General features: G+C 37.9%; 21 protein-coding genes and 1 riboswitch. Of the genes, 9 read left to right on the top strand and 12 right to left on the bottom strand.

Annotated features, from left to right (window positions below; genetic code table 11):
• Nucleotides 1-36: 36 nt before the first annotated feature.
• Nucleotides 37-600, top strand: coding sequence for a DUF2777 domain-containing protein (locus AC4QJR_RS07050; RefSeq protein WP_098572419.1), 564 nt, complete (start codon nt 37-39; stop codon nt 598-600).
• Nucleotides 601-667: 67 nt separating this feature from the next.
• On the opposite strand, the gene AC4QJR_RS07045 is transcribed toward AC4QJR_RS07050, so the two are convergent.
• The 3 genes from AC4QJR_RS07045 to AC4QJR_RS07035 all read right to left on the bottom strand — a co-directional run bounded on the left by AC4QJR_RS07045 (nt 668) and on the right by AC4QJR_RS07035 (nt 3,372).
• On the bottom strand, nt 668-1,024 hold the full coding sequence (locus AC4QJR_RS07045) for a YisL family protein (protein WP_496525752.1): 357 nt from the start codon (nt 1,022-1,024) through the stop codon (nt 668-670).
• Between the two features lie 137 nt (nt 1,025-1,161).
• Nucleotides 1,162-2,070, bottom strand: a complete 909-nt coding sequence (locus AC4QJR_RS07040; RefSeq protein ID WP_496525751.1) for a fumarylacetoacetate hydrolase family protein — start codon at nt 2,068-2,070, stop codon at nt 1,162-1,164.
• A 153-nt stretch (nt 2,071-2,223) separates the two neighbouring features.
• On the bottom strand, nt 2,224-3,372 hold the full coding sequence (locus tag AC4QJR_RS07035; RefSeq protein WP_496525750.1) for a TadA family conjugal transfer-associated ATPase: 1,149 nt from the start codon (nt 3,370-3,372) through the stop codon (nt 2,224-2,226).
• A gap of 47 nt (nt 3,373-3,419) precedes the next feature.
• Nucleotides 3,420-3,506: riboswitch (cyclic di-GMP riboswitch) on the bottom strand.
• A gap of 249 nt (nt 3,507-3,755) precedes the next feature.
• Between AC4QJR_RS07035 and AC4QJR_RS07030 the strand changes: the two genes are divergently transcribed.
• Genes AC4QJR_RS07030 through AC4QJR_RS07005 form a run of 6 tightly spaced genes read left to right on the top strand, consistent with a single transcriptional unit; the run spans nt 3,756 to nt 5,757 of the window.
• Nucleotides 3,756-3,977 (top strand): spore germination protein, encoded by a 222-nt coding sequence (locus AC4QJR_RS07030; RefSeq protein WP_098572417.1) that lies wholly within the window; start codon nt 3,756-3,758, stop codon nt 3,975-3,977.
• A 17-nt stretch (nt 3,978-3,994) separates the two neighbouring features.
• Nucleotides 3,995-4,225 carry a spore germination protein GerPB gene (locus AC4QJR_RS07025; protein ID WP_098572416.1) on the top strand — a complete coding sequence of 77 codons (231 nt, stop codon included), beginning with the start codon at nt 3,995-3,997 and terminating at the stop codon, nt 4,223-4,225.
• 58 nt (nt 4,226-4,283) lie between these two features.
• Nucleotides 4,284-4,898 carry a spore germination protein GerPC gene (gerPC, locus tag AC4QJR_RS07020; protein ID WP_496525749.1) on the top strand — a complete coding sequence of 205 codons (615 nt, stop codon included), beginning with the start codon at nt 4,284-4,286 and terminating at the stop codon, nt 4,896-4,898.
• Nucleotides 4,895-5,071 (top strand): spore germination protein GerPD, encoded by a 177-nt coding sequence (locus tag AC4QJR_RS07015; protein ID WP_098572414.1) that lies wholly within the window; start codon nt 4,895-4,897, stop codon nt 5,069-5,071. The genes gerPC and AC4QJR_RS07015 overlap by 4 nt, the downstream gene beginning before the upstream one ends.
• Nucleotides 5,072-5,076: 5 nt before the next feature.
• On the top strand, nt 5,077-5,484 hold the full coding sequence (locus AC4QJR_RS07010; protein WP_496525748.1) for a spore germination protein GerPE: 408 nt from the start codon (nt 5,077-5,079) through the stop codon (nt 5,482-5,484).
• A gap of 54 nt (nt 5,485-5,538) precedes the next feature.
• A complete protein-coding gene (locus AC4QJR_RS07005) occupies nt 5,539-5,757 on the top strand; it encodes a spore germination protein (RefSeq protein ID WP_098572718.1) in 219 nt (72 codons plus the stop codon).
• Nucleotides 5,758-5,803: 46 nt separating this feature from the next.
• Here the strand turns inward: AC4QJR_RS07005 and addA are convergent, their stop codons facing one another.
• The 5 genes from addA to AC4QJR_RS06980 form a co-directional block, all read right to left on the bottom strand.
• Nucleotides 5,804-9,592, bottom strand: a complete 3,789-nt coding sequence (gene addA / locus AC4QJR_RS07000; protein ID WP_496525747.1) for a helicase-exonuclease AddAB subunit AddA — start codon at nt 9,590-9,592, stop codon at nt 5,804-5,806.
• Nucleotides 9,585-13,079, bottom strand: coding sequence for a helicase-exonuclease AddAB subunit AddB (addB, locus tag AC4QJR_RS06995; RefSeq protein ID WP_496525746.1), 3,495 nt, complete (start codon nt 13,077-13,079; stop codon nt 9,585-9,587). The genes addA and addB overlap by 8 nt, the downstream gene beginning before the upstream one ends.
• A gap of 347 nt (nt 13,080-13,426) precedes the next feature.
• Complete coding sequence (gene lepB / locus AC4QJR_RS06990; protein ID WP_251456525.1) at nt 13,427-13,981, bottom strand: signal peptidase I; 555 nt, start codon at nt 13,979-13,981, stop codon at nt 13,427-13,429.
• On the bottom strand, nt 13,971-14,636 hold the full coding sequence (locus tag AC4QJR_RS06985) for a TVP38/TMEM64 family protein (RefSeq protein ID WP_098572194.1): 666 nt from the start codon (nt 14,634-14,636) through the stop codon (nt 13,971-13,973). Before AC4QJR_RS06985 ends, lepB begins: the two co-directional genes overlap by 11 nt.
• A 41-nt stretch (nt 14,637-14,677) precedes the next feature.
• Nucleotides 14,678-15,613, bottom strand: coding sequence for an LCP family protein (locus AC4QJR_RS06980; protein ID WP_098572193.1), 936 nt, complete (start codon nt 15,611-15,613; stop codon nt 14,678-14,680).
• 270 nt (nt 15,614-15,883) lie between these two features.
• On the opposite strand from AC4QJR_RS06980, the gene AC4QJR_RS06975 reads away from it, so the two are divergent.
• The gene (locus AC4QJR_RS06975; protein WP_098572192.1) at nt 15,884-16,249 is read left to right on the top strand and encodes a YhjD family protein; all 366 of its coding nucleotides are present in this window, start codon (nt 15,884-15,886) and stop codon (nt 16,247-16,249) included.
• A gap of 20 nt (nt 16,250-16,269) precedes the next feature.
• Here the strand turns inward: AC4QJR_RS06975 and AC4QJR_RS06970 are convergent, their stop codons facing one another.
• Nucleotides 16,270-16,872 (bottom strand): competence protein ComK, encoded by a 603-nt coding sequence (locus tag AC4QJR_RS06970; protein ID WP_496525745.1) that lies wholly within the window; start codon nt 16,870-16,872, stop codon nt 16,270-16,272.
• 160 nt (nt 16,873-17,032) lie between these two features.
• On the opposite strand from AC4QJR_RS06970, the gene AC4QJR_RS06965 reads away from it, so the two are divergent.
• A complete protein-coding gene (locus AC4QJR_RS06965; RefSeq protein ID WP_251456531.1) occupies nt 17,033-17,269 on the top strand; it encodes an IDEAL domain-containing protein in 237 nt (78 codons plus the stop codon).
• 166 nt (nt 17,270-17,435) lie between these two features.
• On the opposite strand, the gene AC4QJR_RS06960 is transcribed toward AC4QJR_RS06965, so the two are convergent.
• From AC4QJR_RS06960 to AC4QJR_RS06950, 3 genes are all read right to left on the bottom strand, one after another.
• Nucleotides 17,436-18,707, bottom strand: coding sequence for a M48 family metallopeptidase (locus AC4QJR_RS06960; RefSeq protein WP_496525744.1), 1,272 nt, complete (start codon nt 18,705-18,707; stop codon nt 17,436-17,438).
• 130 nt (nt 18,708-18,837) lie between these two features.
• A complete protein-coding gene (locus AC4QJR_RS06955; protein WP_496525743.1) occupies nt 18,838-19,146 on the bottom strand; it encodes an AzlD domain-containing protein in 309 nt (102 codons plus the stop codon).
• A complete protein-coding gene (locus AC4QJR_RS06950; protein WP_098572205.1) occupies nt 19,136-19,864 on the bottom strand; it encodes an AzlC family ABC transporter permease in 729 nt (242 codons plus the stop codon). Before AC4QJR_RS06950 ends, AC4QJR_RS06955 begins: the two co-directional genes overlap by 11 nt.
• Nucleotides 19,865-19,914: the final 50 nt, after the last annotated feature.

Below are 19,914 nucleotides of genomic sequence, written 5' to 3'. Positions count from 1 at the left end.
AAAAGAATATGATATCATCTGGCACGGAGGTTAATAATGAATCGACAACAACGAATGAGACTATACGATTATCAAGAGAGGGCCTACACAGAAGGAACGGTTGAACAAATTAATGACCAATGGATCTTCTTTGATGAGGAAACGGAAGAAGCTGAAATGTTAGATGATTACCTTCAGCAAGAAATTGAAGTCTTCCGAATGAACCGTTGGAAGAAAGGTAAATTGTATGAAACAGGAAAAATCCGGATTGGAAATGAAGCAACCATGCTCCGAAATCATGATTTAGTCAGGATTAGGAAACATTTAGTTTATTCGCTTGAAAGGCTTTTAGATGGGGTAAATGATGATGCTTTTTTTCAATTTGTTACCACTCTAAACTCCTTAAACTTTTCCATTTACGATTGCATCTACTGTTATAATCATTTATCTTTCTTATCGGATGAAAATCGCAAAGATGGGGTAAATTTTATAGTTTTCGATAATCAGGATCAAATTTGTAATGTCCAACACCATTTTTGCTATTACGAAAAGGTGAATGATCGATTTGAATTTACATTAAATACAGGAAAACGATTAGTGATAGAGAAAATGATTTCATAGATAAAAGGCATGGGACATTCAAAAGGCTGCCGAATTGTTCGACAGCCTTTACAAGATAACATTAAAATTATGGGTTTAAAAATGACATTGGCAATCTTCCACCCAGATATAAAACAAGAACCCATGCAACGACAAACTGAATCCAAAATACAGAAGTTCTTCTGTTATTAGCCACACGGCTAAGAATCATTTCGAATAATCCGATTACCCAAAGTCCGACAACCGCTTTTAATACATACCAAACATCAATTTTGTAAACCGAAAATAGAAGCCCTGCACCAGTTGCAATAATAAGCAAATATAATACTCGTAAAATCATTTTAACAATTTTTGCACCTTTTTCTTTTCCACCCTTATGTAAAAAAAGTGCTACTACAAATAGAATTAATGCTAAAAGCCAAGCCGTAATATGACCGTGAATCAAGTTAGTTCCTCCTTATGTATAAAATTTCTTTTAATTCGAACCTTATCATACCATAAACAGTTTATAAACACGAAAAAAAGCAAGTCAAATAAAGTTACAAATAGGAGAATGCTATAAATTATTTTTCAAGTATAGCTTTATTCTTGAATAGTATTCTTCAGTGTCCCAATTTTTTCAATTGTGACTGCCATTTGATCACCTGGAGATAAAAATTTAGGGGGCTTAAACCCTTTCCCTACACCAGCTGGTGTCCCAGTTGCAATAATATCACCAGGTTCCAGTGTCATTCCATCTGATAAAATGGAGATAACCTCTTCAATCGGAAAAATAAAGTTCTTAGTATTTGAATTCTGTCTTAATTCTCCGTTTACTTTCGTTTCGATATTTAGGGAATTCGGATTATCGATAGAACTTTTATGAACAATGCAAGGTCCCATCGGACAGGTTGTGTCAAGGCTTTTGCCGATGAAAAACTGCTTGTGCCTCGATTGCAAATCTCGTGCGGTTACATCATTAATAATGGTATAGCCAAAAATGTAATCCAATGCCTCATCTTTTTTTATTGCCCGCCCCTTTTTACCAATGATGACGGCAAGCTCGCCTTCATAATCAAGTTGAGCCGTTATATTTTTGTGATTTAGGACCATTTCATTAGGCCCAATAACTGTTGTTGGTGCTTTTGTAAAGACCATAATATGTTCAGGGATATCGGCCTCACTCCCCATTTCAATCGCATGTTCTGCGTAATTTTTCCCTACACAAAAAATATTCTTACTCGGTCTCGGAATAGGAGCAAGCAAAGTTACCTGTTCAATTGGGACGTAAAAAGATGAAGTTTGTCCGCAATTAGTAACCCAATCAAGAACCTCTTTCACCTTTTCAATAAAGAGATCTCCTAAGTCGATACATTTAAGCAGGGAAGGAGGAAAACTTCTTATGCCCATTCTTTCTTCTTCAGCAAGGTTTAACAAAAGGACTGCGGCCTCAGTTTGGTCAAGCAATCCAACGAACAATTCATTGTTATATTCTACTGTCACAAATTTCACTCTTTTTCACCTCAATATGATTGTCTCACAATTAATATATTAAAAGAAATAACTCCCTCGAACAAATTTAGTGAACAAGAAAAAGCCGAACCCTATTTAAAGGAAATTCAGCCCCTAACCATTCATAAATTTAATGCCTCTTATTACCTGAGATTATTTAAACAATGACGCTGGAATATGAATCCCTGATGCCTCTAGGCGATCATAAAATTTGGGGCGGACACCAGTCGGTATAAGTTGTCCAATAATTTTCCCCTCAGAATTAATTCCTTTTTGTTTAAAGGAAAAGATGTCTTGCAGAACGATATTTTCTCCTTCCATTCCTTGAACTTCAGTAATATTGATAATTTTCCTTGTTCCATCCATTAAACGAGTTTGCTGGATAATCACATCGATTGCTCCTGCAATTTGCTCTCGAATGTCTTTAATAGAATTATTCAATCCTGCTAAAAGGACCATGGTTTCCAAACGGCTAATCATATCCCTTGGACTATATGAGTGCCCTGTAGCAAGTGAACCATCATGGCCAGAATTCATTGCCTGAAGCATATCAAGCGCTTCTCCACCACGGATTTCTCCGATAATAACACGGTCAGGTCTCATTCGTAACGATTTCTTGAGAAGCTCTCGAATCGAAATGGCTCTTTTACCTTTTATTTCGGAAGGTCGAAGTTCTAGTGAGATTACATGACCCTGTCCCAACTGAATTTCGGCAGCATCCTCAACCGTTACGATTTTTTCTTCATCAGGTATAAAATTGGAAAGGGCATTCAGAGTGGTTGTTTTACCAGACCTCGTACCACCGCTAACAAACATATTCAAGCGGGCTTTCACGCATGCATCTAGAAAAAATGCCATTTCTTCTGTCACTGTCCCAAAGTTGATTAGATCTTCAATTTGGTAGGGATCCTTTGAAAATTTCCTGATTGTAATGGCTGGTCCATTTAATGCAAGGGGAGGAATGATGGCATTAACACGTAAGCCATTAGGCAGCCTAGCATCTACCATTGGCGAACTTTCATCGATTTTCCATCCAAGTGGGGCAAGAATTTTGTCTATCATTGTCTTGACATGTTCATTGTCACGGAATTGTACTGACGTTAATACCAATTTTCCTTTACGTTCACAGTACACCTGGTTAGGTCCATTTACCATAACCTCTGAAACATCTTCATCTAAAATAAGGGGATTTATGGGTCCAAAACAGGTTAAGTAGTCGATTAGTTTCCACCTCCATAAAATAGAGATAGTCCCGCCTTTACCAAAGGGGGGATAGAATTCATAGAATATCCATAGATACATAGAACAACTATGCAGACATGAATATCCATTATGAAACACCCTAATCTTTCGGTAACTGGCTGGCTTAGTGCAAATGCACCTTAGCCCCTATAGCTTTGCGTCACTGATTTTCATCAGGTTTGCCTTTATCGAGAAACAGTGTTTATTTCCGACTGATCTCTTACTCATATAATAGTCCCTTTCTAAACAACCGAAAACCCAACTTATTTATTATTTTCTGTACAAGCAAATAGGTAATTATAACTATTTCTAATCGATCGTTCTACAAATGAATATTAAAAATCGTATACGATTCTTGATTTCAATAATTTTGGGCGTATCAATCACATTACCTTTACCCATACATAGGATGTAGAAGATACTATGAAAAAAGGGTGTTGAAAATGCCAGCAATTGTTGGAGTTGCACAGGTCATTACGCTTGGCAGCAGTTCTGTTTTCCATATTGGCGATGTATATAAAATTATGCCATTTTCTACCGCAAAAACATTTTCTGGCGCTGGTTCCTTTAACACTGGGGAAAGCTTACAACTTCAAAATAATGTAAGTTCAACTAATACAAGTGATTCAGATGTTTACGATCAAGGGATTGCACTTAATGCTTAATGAATGGGTGATTTTAAATGAACTTTTATATCCAGCAGTCCATTCAGATTAATTTCATAAAAATTGGCGGGATTACCAATTCCTCAGTCTTACAAATAGGCAGTGCTGGGATTATTAAACCGATGGCTCATTTATATAATACTGGCGGATTTACTGGACCTGCACCACAAACAATCAAATCTTCAGGCTCTTTATTAGGGACACCATCAGTGCCCCTACAAGCCGCAGTAAGAAAACAGGATAAATAGGCCGCCGATCTTATGATAATCAATACGTTTATTGGAGAAATAATTGTGAGGTGATTACATGTATCAGGATTATTCCCAATATCTTCAATGGCTGCAGATGTGTATTCAAGCTCAGGAGCAAAGAATTCAGTCTTTAGAGAGCACTCTCCAAAAAATGCAAGCAGAAATCAAACAATTATATGAAAAACAGGCCATCCATGTAGACAAAATTGAGTATAAATTTGATCAACTAAAGGTAGAGACTCTTGAAGGTACGTTAAACATTGGTCTAAATCCATCCGAATTAGCAGGAATTGAAGACTTTGCCGTACAAAATCAATCCTTATCCACCCCAATATCACCAAAAGATCAAATGCAAAGATCAATGAAAATCGAGGAAGCCATTTATAGATATTTAGAATCGGATTTACCTCCTATGGTGGAAGCTACTCAGAGAGAATTGAACGTTCTGCCAAATGACGAGTATTTAGCATTCATAAAACAAGACATCATTAAACAGCTTCCGAGTAGGATAGAACATCATTTAAACACCCATCCTGCGGACAATCGCACGATTGCAGATGCCCCTTCAGATGATTTAATTATTGAAGCATTAAAGAAGGAAATACAAAACGGGGTAATGGTCTTTTTTAGTAATTTACCTGATAACCTGAAAGGGATGCATACAGAATGAACTTTGTAGTTTATAACCGTGAACTCTTTGTCCAAAACATCAAAATCACCGGGGTGGCAAGTTCCTCGTTAGTAATGGTGGGAGATACAGAAACAATCCAGTTAGCCTCTACTTTTGATACCCCTGCGGAATCATTAATTATAGGTCCTTTTGTTCCGCTATCACCGGAGTGAACAACATGTTGCAGAGAACCTCTTGTGTAGATACAATTAATATTAAAATCGTCTCTTTTTCCTCTACGGTACAGATAGGGGATTCCTGTATTTTAAATGGTCTTTCAAGAGCACTCGCGGTCCAAAGGGAGAGCGAAGTGTTTTATGGAAATGAAGGGAATTTATCCTCTTACCAGGTCTATTCCGAACCTATTCCATTTCTCCCTATTAATGAATCTTTCACATATTCCCGTCAAAATCCTAACCCACTAATTAAGGTTGGCCGAATTGATATTACGGGGATATCTTCAGCTTCCCACTTGCACGTTGGAAGCAGCAACCATGTTTCCATGGAAGCTAGAATTAAACATATTCGACAGTTATATCCAAGTCCTAGAAATGGCAGAAACGAAGGAGAACAAGGACAAAGATAAATGCATAAGTTACTCTTAAGGATAAAAGTAACTTTTCTAAAAAGGATGTTTGTTATGCCAGCGATTATCGGTCCCGTCCAAATCGTTCATGTAAGTGGCGGTATTGTTCAATTTGGCGATACGGTATATATCTCTCCAAAAAGTGCCTCTAAGACAAATGCAGGCTCAGGTGCATTTAACACCGGTGGAATCGTCGTAACGAATTCGGGATTAAGCGGAACCAATGTACTTGATACGAACTTAATCGATCAGCCAATTGTGGGTAATAATTAAAAAAATGACATAAACCATAAGATGGTCTATGTCATTTTTTATTGAATTACTCTCTCTCAACCTTCAAAATATGAGCCCCGTCAAAGAAAAACAAATACCTCTCATTGACCTTCCTTTTCCAGATTTGTTCAATTGCACGGGTATATAAGTTAATTTGCATCTTATAGCGATTTTCAAGAATTGTCTTGGCTTGGTCAAACCCGCCTTTATAGCGATCAGTTATCCGATCTGACTTATAATCCACTAAAACCAGCCCATCTTCATCCTCTAAGATACAGTCAATAATCCCTTGCACAAACACAGATTCATCTTCCTCGTTCCAATTAGGATACACATCACGAGCATGCATAGAAAGTGTAAATGGAACTTCTCTGTTGAGTGTTTTAGCATTAAAGTACCTTCGCCCCAATTTGGAATCAAAAAATTGAATAATCAAATTTTTATCGATTACTGCAGCTTGTTCCAGGGTTAATAATTCATTATGGACCATCCATGTTAATTGTTCCTGAAGAGATTCTTGATTCACTGGCTTAGTTAAATCGACGTGCTGCATGACCATATGCATAGCAGTGCCTCGTTCGGCTGAGCTTAATTGCTTTTCCTGCATAAATTTAGGACGTTTTACTATTGATTTTTTAAAGTGGTTCACTAGATCGGTCCCACTTTGTTCATCTGCCATTTCCCTTTGTCGCTTTATTTCTGAAACAGATTGTTTCGAACGATGGTTTGCTGCATTCGAAAAAGAATATTCCCAATCTAAGCGGGACCGAATTTCTTCAGCAAATGGTGACGCAGTCTCGACAAGTTCCCCTTTTTGTACTCGTTCAAGAAGTTGATTTTCTTCTAGTTCTTCTTCTGTTTCTTTCTGTTTCACCTCTTCAGCACTTAGCAAAGAGATTTTCCATAAAGAAGGGTGACTCGTGATATCTTCAGGTATCAGGGGATTTATCGTTTCTTTATTCCTTAATTCTTTACTGTCCTGATGACGAACAAGGGCCGGACCAATCCAATCAATATAGCTTGAAACTGCTGCCCTTTCGTAATCTTTCAACAGCCATTCAGTATTTGCTGCCACATCATTCCATTGGTCAATTCTTTTGAGTGTATCTTTTAATGTTGCAGTTAAATAAAGTTTTTCTTTTGCCCTTGTCATGGCTACATATAAGACACGCATTTCTTCGGCTAGCATTTCCATTTTCTTTTTTCGCTTAAAAGCAATTTGCGGTAAAGAAGGATACGAAATTCTTTTTTCTGCATTTACATACTTAGAAGCAAATCCATATTCTTTATCAAGCATATATGGTTTACGAATATCTGCCATATTAAAGGTTCGGGCCATTCCCGCCATGAATACGACAGGAAATTCAAGCCCTTTGCTACTATGAATAGTCATAATTCGAACAACATCCTCTTGCTCTCCAAGTGCCCTTGCTGCCCCAAGGTCGTCCCCTCTTTCCATCATACGTTCAATAAACCGCAGGAACCGGAACAGACCACGGAAAGAAGTATGTTCATATTGCCGTGCTCGATCATATAGTGCACGCAGGTTTGCTTGACGCTGCTTTCCTCCTGGTAAGCCTCCGACAAAATCATAAAACTGGGTATCTCTGTATAACTGCCAAATTAACTCAGACAAAGAACCCTGTCTTGCCATAGAGCGCCATTCTGTTAAAAAGTCATAAAAGCGGCGCAGTTTTTCGTAAAATGCAGCCGTATTTTCAGCTTGTTTACTTTTGCAAAAAGCGGTAACTGCCTCCCAAAATGAACCTCGCTTTTGTTGAATACGAATGATGGATAGTTCCTCCTCATTCAACCCAACGATGGGGGACCGTAATACAGCGGCAAGAGGGATGTCTTGGAATGGATTATCAATAACACGCAGGAGTGATATCATAATGGCCACTTCCGTTGCGTTAAAGTACCCTGTTGAGAGGCTGGCATAAACGGGAATCCCTTGCTGCTTGAATTCTTCAATGATCTGCGGTGCCCATGTCATCGAACGAAGTAGAATAACTGTATCTCGATACATGAGCGGCCGAGTAGATTTCGTTTTTGGATTATATACTGGTGCTCCAGTAGCAACTAACTCCTTAATTTTAGAAGCAATAACCCTTGCTTCGAGTTGGGATTGTTCCAATCCAACTGCATCAAATTCTTCTAGTTCTGCCTCTGCCTCACCTTCAGATGGCGCAGTTGATGATTCCTTTTCTTCAACGTTTTGGTTAATAAGCAGAAGTTCAACCGGAAAGGGCTCATCTTCTGGATAGGGTGCGCCAGCACGTAACTCTGCTGCCTCGTCATATTCGATTTCGCCAACCTTGACACCCATAATTTGTTTAAATAAATAATTGGTCGCATCAAGTACTTCACTTCTGCTTCGGAAATTGCGTGCTAAATCAATACGTAATCCAGTCGACTCTCCGTCAACTTTAAAGCGGGTATACTTGCCTAAGAAAAGGTTAGGCTCAGCCAATCGAAAGCGGTAAATGGACTGTTTAACATCTCCGACCATAAACATATTTCCATTTTGCTCTTCTTTCTTCGTGACAAGTTTCAGGATCGTTTCCTGCACCATATTTGTATCTTGATATTCATCACAATAGACTTCTTTAAAATGCCTTTGGTATGCCAGAGCCGCTTCCGATGGGAGAAATTCACCCTCAGTTGAGATTTCCTTTGTCAAAATGCCAAGGCAGTAATGTTCTAAATCAGCATAATCGACAAGTCCTTTTTCTCTTTTAACCTTTGCAAACCGCTGCGAAAATTCCTTCACAAGATGAACCAATGTTTCTATTAATGGCCGCATCTCCTCCATATCACGTAAAAAGCTTTCAGGTTTTCGAGAGAATAATTCCCCTTTTATATCTTGAATTTTTTTCTTTGCCTTATCGCGAATTTTTTGGGCCTTCTCCGTTAGTTCTTTATCAAAGTGATCACCTTTCACTTGTTTTGCCCGTGAAAAAGACCAGGTCATTAATGCTTGATAAAGTGTTTCCCAAGAATCCTTTTTGGCAAGCAGGAGAGTATCAATTACCATTAAATCATCTAGAAAATTTTCGGCTCTAGGTGCTGGTCCGCCTGAAAGTTTCGTTAATTCTAACCCTCGGTTGATCATTTCTCTAGCCGCTTCTAATTGTAGTTCAATATCAAAAAGCAGGTCCTGTATAAAGGGAAGATCCTCAATATTATGAATCGATGAAGTATCATACATATTTATTATGGACCGTAAATATTGATCTGGCTCTGGATTTGAGCTAGCAAAATCGTAAATAGACCGAACAATATCCATTAAGGCAGCATCGCTGCGGTCATTAGTGAATGAATCCACCAGGTTAAAAAAGGCTGCATTATCTTTTTGGCCATATTCTTCCTCAAATAACTCGTCCATCACTTCATCCCGGATTAATTGCGCCTCTGTTTCATCAGCAATTCGAAACCCTGGATCTACGTCGATTAGGTAATAATATTTTCGGATGACTTCCATACAAAAGGAGTGAAGAGTTGAAATGGATGCTTTGTTTAATAAACTAAGCTGCTTTCTTAAATGGCGAGAACTTGGGTCCGCATCAATAGCTTTTTCTAGCGCCTCCCCTATTCGATGCCGCATTTCAGCTGCCGATGCATTCGTAAAGGTCACTACTAATAATTCATCCACATCAATCGGATCTTCCTTTGAAAGAATTTTTTGAATGATTCTTTCCACGAGGACTGCCGTCTTTCCCGAACCAGCCGCTGCCGCGACGAGTATGTCTCTATCTTTTGCCATTATTGCCTTCCATTGGTCATCAGTCCATGTTGCATTTTCTGGCTTGGGGGGAATAACAACCTTACTCATATTCTCGAACCTCCTTCCTAATCAATTCTAGTACATCTTCCTTCGAGTGCGGTGTGAGAACCCGGAATTGATTAGTCTCAATAGCCTCGTCAAATTGACAAACTGATTTAAAAGAACAAAATGTACAAGGTGTTTTATCCTTTAATTTATATGGTGCTAGATCAATCTGACCATCGATAATAGCGTTACCTGTTTTTAGATATAATTTACGGACATAAGTTTTCAGGTCATCAAACTCTGATAGACTGGCAACTTTTGATTTTTTCGATAAATTTCCATCTTTTTTGATGCCAGCTGCAATAATTTCTGAATCACCCGATTCGAGTGTTTTGTCCATAAGCCGAATTACGTTTTGATCACTTACCATTAATCCGTTCATTTTAAACTTTTTCATCATTTCCTTTTCGATTTCATCAATCGTCAACATTTTGGTTGTATTAATAAAAGGATTATGAACATGGAAATAGAGAACACCTGCAGGACTGGCTTTCATTTCTACCAATTCATTCGAATGGGTCATGACAATATCAAGGTAGGTTAACATTTGCAGTGCAAGCCCATAATACACTTCGCTAAAATTGACGTCCTTTTCACTTGACTTGTAGTCGATAACTCGTAGAAAGACACTGTCATCTGCAGCTTTTGCCTGATCGACTCGATCAATTCTACCAGCTAACTCCATTCTTTTCCCATTTTTCAGTGAGAATGATAATGGCGGCAGTTTTCCGTTTGGTCCAAATCCTAATTCCAAACCAATAGGTGAAAAACCACTCACTTTAGCATGCTCACTTAAAACAACAGAGGCACGGGTAATAATTTGCTCCAATTTCCTTTTTATATAATGATGTCTCTCTGAACTTAATAATATTTCATTTTGCAGTTTAGGGGCTAAAGTCATGACTGCTTCCTTCGAGAGCTCTTCACATTGTTTCCTTGAAAGCTCTGCCCAAGAAAGGTTTTGTTCATTGACAATATCCGCAATCTGTTTTAAGGCTGCATGAAACAACTCCCCGATATCAGGAGCCTCTAACCGATATACTTGGCGGTCGCGGAGCTTTAAACCGTGCTGAGCGAAATGAGAAAAAGCACAAGAGTTATATAGTTCCATTCTGGAAACACTCGCTTGAATGGCTTCGCCATATAATTCATCTGCGGTCTCTGTTGAAAGTTTTACGACTGGGTTCGAATAAAACAGGCTTGAAAACACTTTTTGGGCCTTGTCCTTCCCTGAACTCTCGAGATAGTAGTTATAAACATCCCACCAAACATCAGAAATAGGATATCCTCGTTTTTTCCATTGCAGTTGGGAATTGAGATAAGACAACGTAGTTGTAAAATTTGAAATAAAACCTAGTTGAGTCCGTTCCGAAACTTGTGATGGATCTGAAACGTAGAAAAGCTCATTTGCATTTGGAAACATATCTTTTAATCTCTTAATATACGAGGAAGGAATTAACGCTTTTCCTTCATCATTCGCAAGTGGAAAACACACAAAAAGAGCTTCAGATGGTGCGGTAAAAGCTTTATAGGCTAGATAGTTTTCATCGAGCAACCTTGTCCTGCTGCTCGGTGCAATATTGACCCCAGCTGCCAAAAGCATTTCCCTGTCTTCATCTGAAAGAATCCCTTCATCCGAAATTTTCGCCGGCAGTATTCCTTCAGTGACACCCACCACAAAGACAATTTTTATTTCATTGAGCCTTGATTTTTCTAAATCCCCAACCAAAACCTGGTCCAGTGCAGGTGGAATAAGTGAAAAATGTAAGGATTCAAAACCTGACTCTAACACCGCCGCGAATGACTTTAATGAGACTGGCTCATCCCCAAGTATTTCAACATATTCATCGAGCAGATCAATGACAGCATTCCAGACTTGTTCGTGCTCACGCATTTTTACAAGATTACCCTTTTCCTCGGCATCTGCCTTCCACTTTTCAAGCTTTGCGGGGACATCCAATTCCTCTAGTAATAAATAGATGGCTTCGCAGAGTTTTCTTCCTGAATCCGCTTTTTTCAATCGTCTTGATAGACGTAATAACGGCGCTGTTATCATCAGTTTTAATTCATTTAACTCTTGTTCCATTTCTTTTTCTGCATCGGTTTGAGAGTTAACCTCTAATTCCAGCCCTCTAATTCGTCGATAGCTCCAACGATCTTTTTTCGTCCATTTACTTCCGTTTATTCCGTAAGCCAGACAATAATTTTCTAGCTTGTCCATTCTCTCGCGCATTTTTGCGGTATTTTCCTGGATAGGGAATAATAATTCTGTCTTAATCACTCTAAATACCGGTTCATAGCGCCAATAAGAATTAATCACTTCAAGACTTGATCGGATTAATTCAATTAAAGGATGGTTCAGCATCGTCCTTTTTTGATCAATAAAATAGGGAATCTGATGATCGTTGAAAACTGGTTCAACAATCTCATGATAGTCCCCCCCATTTCTGATTAACAATGCGATATCCCGGTACCTGAAACCCTTTGTTCTAACAAAATCACGAATCTCTCTGGCAATCCCTTCGATCTCGGCTCTTCTATTTACTGCTTGGCAAATATTAATTTGGGACGTATCCAAATATGGTACAACAGGCCGCGTATCAAATTTTTCTTCCAGATGACGCAATGATGGCTTAGTCCACTTTTTTTGCTCTTTTAAAAAGACTGGCTGCTCCATCTCGATCCCGTTTGCTTTAGCTAAATCATAAATGGAAAAACAAGTTCCACCGGATAAGCGGAATAAGTCTAGTTCATCAGGAGCTGAACCAACGGATAATTGATCGGTGGTTAGTGCGATTGATACGGTTTTACAATGCTTCATTAATTCCAACATTACACCATATTCCTGAGGTGAAAAACTATCAAAACCATCGATATATATTTCTGCATCCTTTAAATAGGTTGAATGGGACACTTTCTCCGCTAAGAGTGTAAAGTAATCCTCTGAATCAATATATTTACCAAAAATTTCATCCTCGAACTTTTTATAAATAATTTCTAAATCTTTGATTTTATCATTTAAGGCATTGGCGGCCGTTGCATCACCATTTGATTGAAATGCGTTATGAATTAACTCCTCTGGCCTTATACAATATCTTTTAAATTCAGTTATCATTTGCTCAAGCTGTTTGATAAATCCAGTTTTATCGGCAGCACGCTGAAAAAGTCCTAGCTGTTCCTTTTGCTCTTCAATAATTTTGCGAATGAGCATACTCATGCCTACACTGCTTAAATGAATTCGGCTAATCCCGCCTGTTTCTTGCAAAATCCGCCACGCTAGTCGTGAAAAACTATATACTTGAGCGCGGATCATTCCGCCGATAGCAGGGTCTGTTGCCAAGCGATATTCAGATAAAAAAGTCATCTGTTCAGGAACAATATAAATGATCGGTGTACCTTCTGGCTTTTCTTGTAGCCGCTCTTTTATTTCTTCTATGAACATAGCAGTCTTGCCGCTTCCTGAACGCCCGATTACCATTCTTAATGACATGTAAAAACCTCGCTTTCCACAACCACTCTTAAACTTTTATATCTCCCATTCTATCACAAAATAAGCACAAACGTTTGGAATACCCATATACAGATTCAAGCCATAAATGGTAAATTCTACGGTTTTATAACAGGAAGTTGATCTCCGCTCCAGGTGCGAGCGGTTCGCGGGCGTGCCGGGGAGCCTCCTCGGCGCTTAAGCGCCTGCGGGGTCTCCCCTGCCCCGTACTCCCGCAGGAGTCTCGCACCTTCCGCTCCAATCAACTTGTGCAAATATCAATAATGCTTAACATGCCAAGACAAAAAAAACACGATTGTTCATCGTGTATAGTGCCTTCATCTCTTTATTTAAAAATGGACGTCCATTTCATTTAATGGCCAGTAGCGTAAATCGACTTTTCCTACTACTTGACTAGCGTTTATAAAACCAAATTGTCGGCTGTCCCAACTTCCTAAACGATTATCACCAAGAACAAATAATTTTCCGTCAGGGACTGTATTTTCACCGGTAATTTCTTTTAAGCTGAAATCACCAGTAATCCTTATTCCAGGAGATTTTTGTTTATACACATTTAAAAACGGTTCATCATACTTATGCCCATTAATATACAATAGGTCATTTCGGTATTCAATCTTGTCACCTGGCAGGCCAATAATTCGTTTGACAAAATCCTCTTTTTCATTGGCATGAAAAACAATCACATCGAATCGATTCAATTCCCCCACTTGATAACCCAGTTTATTAACTACCAGCTTGTTCCCATCCTGAAGCGTTGGCATCATTGATTCGCCTTCTACTACATAATTTGAAAAGAAAAATGTACGAATAAAAGCAAAAATAATGATTCCAATCGCAAAAGCCTTAGCCCATTCCATGCCTTCCTTTTTCCATTCAATCTTCATTAACGCTCCTCCGTCTCTCCTGTTTATAGTTTCTATCTATTTCACCATTATGGTCAGTTTCCATGCTCTTATTCATTCTGCCCTCAATTCTTTTACCAACAAACCAAAGAATGAATATAATAAGCAATACTACAACAGTCCGAAGCGGCTTCGTCAGCAATGACTGGATATCATAGCCTACAAAACTAATTGTGAATATCATCACCATCTTCCCGATACACACAGCTAGCATGTATTGAGAAAGACGAATTTTAGAAAGACCTGCAACTATATTCACTACAGCTGAGGGGGTAAATGGAAAACATAGCATTAAAAAGAGGGGGCCGAATCCATGACGATCCAGCCAATCCATTAATTTACGAACCTGAGGGTGCTTGGACAAGAAAGATAATAACTTTTGCTGCCCAAACTTTCTGATAAGTAAAAATACGAGCATAGCCCCCATACAAGCACCGAGCCATGAGTATAAAAATCCTAACCAAAGTCCAAAAGCACTGGCATTAGCCATTACAAATATAAACAATGGGAGAAACGGCAAAAATGCCTCAATGACAATAAGCATTATGCCAGGTATGGGGCCAAGGGCTCGGTATTCCCGAATTAAATTCATTATATGTTCAAGCGTAAACCATGCTCTTAATGATTCAATATCCATCCTATTTCTCCTCATTTTTTTACGAATTAGCAGTGTAAATATTACTTTGTGATAAATTGATGAAGTGCCTCTTTATTTTTTTCAACATTGATATCTAATACGGCTCCTTCTCCAGCTATACGCGCATCTGAATAGCTATTTTCAACAGGAATTCGTAACGTATCAATATTTCCACGATCATTTGAAAAGAAATCCTTCGCCATAAATGTTATGTCTGAAGTTTTCATATTTGTATTCACATAAGGAGTCACTACACCAATCAGTTTAGGGAGCTTTGGAATTGTTTGCAGTCCCATCAATTGATCCCCGATTGCCTTAACCGCCTTTTGTTGACGTTCTACCCTTCCAAAATCCCCGATAGCATCATGACGGTAGCGGACATAACCAAGCATTTCCTCTCCATTTAATTTTTGCAGACCTGGCTCTAAAGTTACATCAATATTTTTTGACATTTTTTTCTCTACATCGATTTCTACCCCATTTGGGAATGCTTCATCAATAAGTTGCACAAAGCCTTGAAAATCGACAATGACATAATATTGAAGGTCAATATCAAAATTGTGCTTAATTGTTTGCCTCATTAATTCTGGTCCACCGCGTGCGAATGCTGAATTAACTTTGTGTTTACCATGCCCTGGAATTTCGAGGTAACTGTCCCTCATAATTGAGGTTAATTTAAAGGTTCCTTTGTCTTCATTATAATGAACAATCATGATAGTATCTGCGCGAGACTTTTCTTTTCCTCTTGCATCACTGCCAAGCAAAAGGATATTCGTTCCCCCATACTGATCTTTTTGCCCTTCGAAGGTATAGACAACATTTGATGCGTTTTTATCAATTTTTTTTAATGATTGGTTAACGCCCTGCTTGTACTGAAAATAAGCATAGCCTGCAACTGCCCCAATTAAAAGTAAGAATATCAGTAACACTGATGGCCATCGTTTCTTTCTCTTCACTTGATGTTTATCAGATCTCATTTGATTATCACCTATTCATCCATGTTTTTTATGCTCCTATTTATAAGACTGTTTTTTCTTTTTAGGGGTTTCTTCATTTAATTCATTTTCCCCCATCAGATATCCTTCTATTAATAAAAACTTTCTCATATAACAACTGCAATTTTCAATAAATAAAACTCGACCAAATGACGAGTTTTGTTTATGTATAGTCCTATTGCTTTTAATGTTCCTTTTTTGTAAAATAAAAAGGAACATTTGTTCTCATAAAAGTGAAAGGTGTGGCTGAAAATGACCAGAATCCCCGAAGATGATCGAGACATAATGGAGAAGGCAATGTATTTGCCAATGGTTCTAATTATCTTAAACCGGGATTTATCCGTTGTCGAAAAGAGCCCTTTTAAACTCAAACAACCCTATTTAGATTTGATTGAGGAAACGATGAAGGAAATTCAGAAGGAATTGGCGGAAGTTAAACAATATATGAAAAAAAATAAACTTCAAGTAATTGAAAAAAAACGGGACGATGCTTTTACTTTATACAGGTTTATTTATAAAGGCTACGAAGAAAACCATAATTACTTTAACCCAAGGATACGTAATAAGGTCCAAGAAATAATGGAGGCCTACTTATTAAAAAAACATCTGTCCCGTTAATTGTATAGAAATAACCAACCTTATTCGGGACCCTTCGAATGGGCATCGTACTCTAGGGAGCTTTCCAGAGCATTTATTAACTGGGGTCCATTTGCTTTATTAGAGAACTTTCTCCCATTACTTTCTATTCTTTGCATGAGCTTTGTTTTTAATAATGACGTTCTTAACATCTGTCCTTCTATTGTACTTACCGGAACTGGAAATATATGTGATTGCTTGTTACGGAAAATGATCATTGTCTTTTGTGCGGCTACGCGGCGATAACATTCCACATGTTCAAATGCTATCCAAATACACTCAGGTTTTAACGGCGAAACTGTAGGGAAAAAATAGATGTGGTAAGTTGGTTCAATGATAATTGAAAGTTTTCGGAAATAACCAATTAGCTGCCGTGTACCTCTTTTCCTGCTTTCGTAATCGACACCATAATAATTGCAACTTTTTTTAATCAGATCCAAGGGCTTAAGGGGTAACAAGAATTCATCTTCTACTTCAACTACACGTGAATAAATTTTACTTCCATAAACCACCGGTTCTACAAACATCGTACGTGAATTGATTTCATAATCTTCGATCTCGGTTTGCTTCAATTCATTCAACTCCCTTTTCATTTTATCCATCATTATCTTAACACTCCTTGTTTTTTATTCCCTTACTTTTCTGAACTGTTCCTAAATTATTCACAAAATTTAGGAGAAATAAATATTTATCTGAAAATTTTAAAATTAATGATATTCTTCAAAAAAAACCATATAATTTTAAAAAGCATCAGAGGTGATTTTCATGAATGAAAAATCATACACGGAATTAATGAAACTTGGTGCCATGAAACGCAATCGCTTGAAAGAGAATTTTGTCCAGGATTTATACATCGACATGCTGTTGTCCGAAATTCAGCTAACAGTCGAAAAAGAAAAATTACTGCAAAAAATCGACGCGGCCATTGATTCCCGAGACAAAAAATCTTTTCTCCTGTTATCCATGCAACTAAAGGAAATTTACAAAAAGTTTGGAACGTAAAAAACTTTAACTGCCGTCAGGACTGACGGCTTTTTTCGTTTCATCAAATGCTTGTCTAATGAAGGAACATAATATTTAAAAATATTTCCACTTCCTTTGAGTAATTTTATGTAACAAAAAAGGCTGTAGACATATATTGATGTCTCAGCCCTTTTTATGTTGGCACCTATTTATTCCTTTGGTTCACTTCATACTCTTCAAGCATCGATATCCGATCAAGCATGGAAGGATGAGTATACCTGAAGATTTTTACTAATAACGGCGGATTTACTTGACTTAAACCAGAACGAGTTAATTCCTGAAAAGAAGTAATCGCAGCCTCTGAATTTTTAGTCATTTCAATCGCATATTTATCGGCGCGTGTTTCCTGATAACGAGAAGTAAAATTAGTAAATGGACTGGCAGCAAACAGAAGCATCGAAAGGATCATAAAAAATAATGGAAGTGAACGAATATCTCTTACATCCGAGATTTTCAATTCGCTGCCCCATCGTTTGGTTGCCCAATTCATAATCCTATAGGTCAAATACAAACCGAGCAGTGATATCAACAGGTACCCAGCTATTCCAAAATAAATATGTTTTTCTACATAATGGCACATTTCATGAGCCATTATGAATAAGATTTGATTATCCGATAGTTTATTTAAGGTAGTATCCCATAGGACAATCCGGGCATTAGAACCGATCCCCGTGACATAGGCATTTAAAGCATTGGTTTCTTCTGACTTATTCACTTCAAATACATGGGTAGCTGGAATTTGAGCCCTTTCGGCCAGTGTCAAGATTTTTGTTTCCAATGCTTTATCTTTTAAAGGATAAAAGTCATTATATAACGGGTCAATCACAACTGGCTGGAGAAACATCATAAATAATGTAAATGGAATAGATAAAAGCCACCCATACAGCCACCAGCGTTTTTGACTTTTCTTCATCAACCAGTATAATACCGGGACAATGATCAGCCAGGTCCCATAATTAAGCCAAAAATCTATTACCTCATCTTTCATCCAGGAAGCAAACGACTGGGTCGAAATATTATAGGTTTTTGATAAATTAAAACTAATATAGCTTAATGGAAATGTCGCCAAATAAGCGAAAACAGATAACCAAATCAAATAAATAGCTGTTTGCAGCAGTTTATACTTAGTGGAGTTTTCAGCCCAATTCTTGATTGCTTTAGATAAACCGAATAATAATATTAAGAAGTAAATGAGCCATTCTAAGGGAGTAGATAAGAAAAATAATAAATTTCTTATTTTGGAGTACTCCTCACTCAACATAAGTTCCCTGCCATTCAAAAAGGTGGACGGGTCCGCCCTCGACCCTTCATATTCAAATGGAAGGCTCGAATCAGCAAAATAGAATAAATACCAATAAATAATCAATCCATATAGAATGTAGCCCACGACCGCATAGACTCCCATTTTTCTCGCCACGATTTATCCCCCTTTTTGTACAAACTCTCTATACTTAGTTTAGTTAAAAAAGGACAAATTAGAACAATTAAAATGCAAGTGCCTCGGCACTGGAGCCTAGATAATAAAAAAGCCGGTTTTAAATACCGACTTACATAAGATATGAATATATGGATAGAACAGCGATAGATCCAATGACTACTACGATGACATTAGCCCCTAATATTGCCGCAATAAAAGCAGCTACGGCCCCTATTACCCCATACCAGATATCTTCCTTCTGAATAAAAATAATCGCTGGGAAAATTAAAGCCCCTAGTGTAGCATAAGGAACATTTTTTAGAACTCCTTGAATAAAAGGAGGCAGTTCTTTCCCTTTAAATAAAACAAAAGGTATCATACGCGGTATATATGTAACCAAACCCATCCCAAGAATCATCCAAACGATTTCAGCTTTCATTTCTTACACTCCGATTCCTTTTAATTACTTCAACTGATTCGATAATGACGGCTGATAAAATGGTTGCGGTAACAATTGCCCAGCCTTGAGCCATGAGGTCTCCAATGGTAAAAATCGAATTAAATATCGCGCCCAGTACTGCTAGAAATACTACCTTTACGCTTTTTTTCATGGATGGGACTAGAAGTCCAATAAACATGGCATATAGCGCGACCCCCATGCTTTCCTGCAGGGTTTGAGGCAGGTTAGCTCCAATCAAATGACCCAGTCCAGAAAATACTACCCAACTAGAATATGATACCGAGATAACACCAAATAAAAAGCCAGTTGCCGCCGGTCCCTCTTTTGTAGCAACCACTGAAAATGTTTCATCCGTTATCCCAAATGAATAAATTAACTTATTAATTAGATGGTCCTCTTCAACTTTTTCATTCAAGGATGTACTCATTAGGAAATGACGAATATTTACAATAAACGTTGTTAAAATAATTTCAAATATTCCTGTACCATAGGCGATCAGACTAAGTGATATGTATTGGGATGCACCTGCAAATACAATTAAACTCATTAACACCGTTTCGGATAGAGATAGTCCCGAAGTCTTAGCGAGAAGACCAAAGGTCAGTGCAATTGGAAAATAGCCAATTCCAATACTTATCCCGGCTTGAAGTCCTTTTTTAAATTCCGACGATTCTTTACTAAAAGCTAAATCCGCCAACTCTATTCCTCCCCTTGTTGCACTTACACATTTAAGAATAAATAATAGCA

This window comes from Neobacillus sp. BP17 (assembly GCF_059579525.1).
Note: the sequence above shows the minus strand (reverse complement) of the source record. Positions and strands in the feature narration are given on the sequence as shown.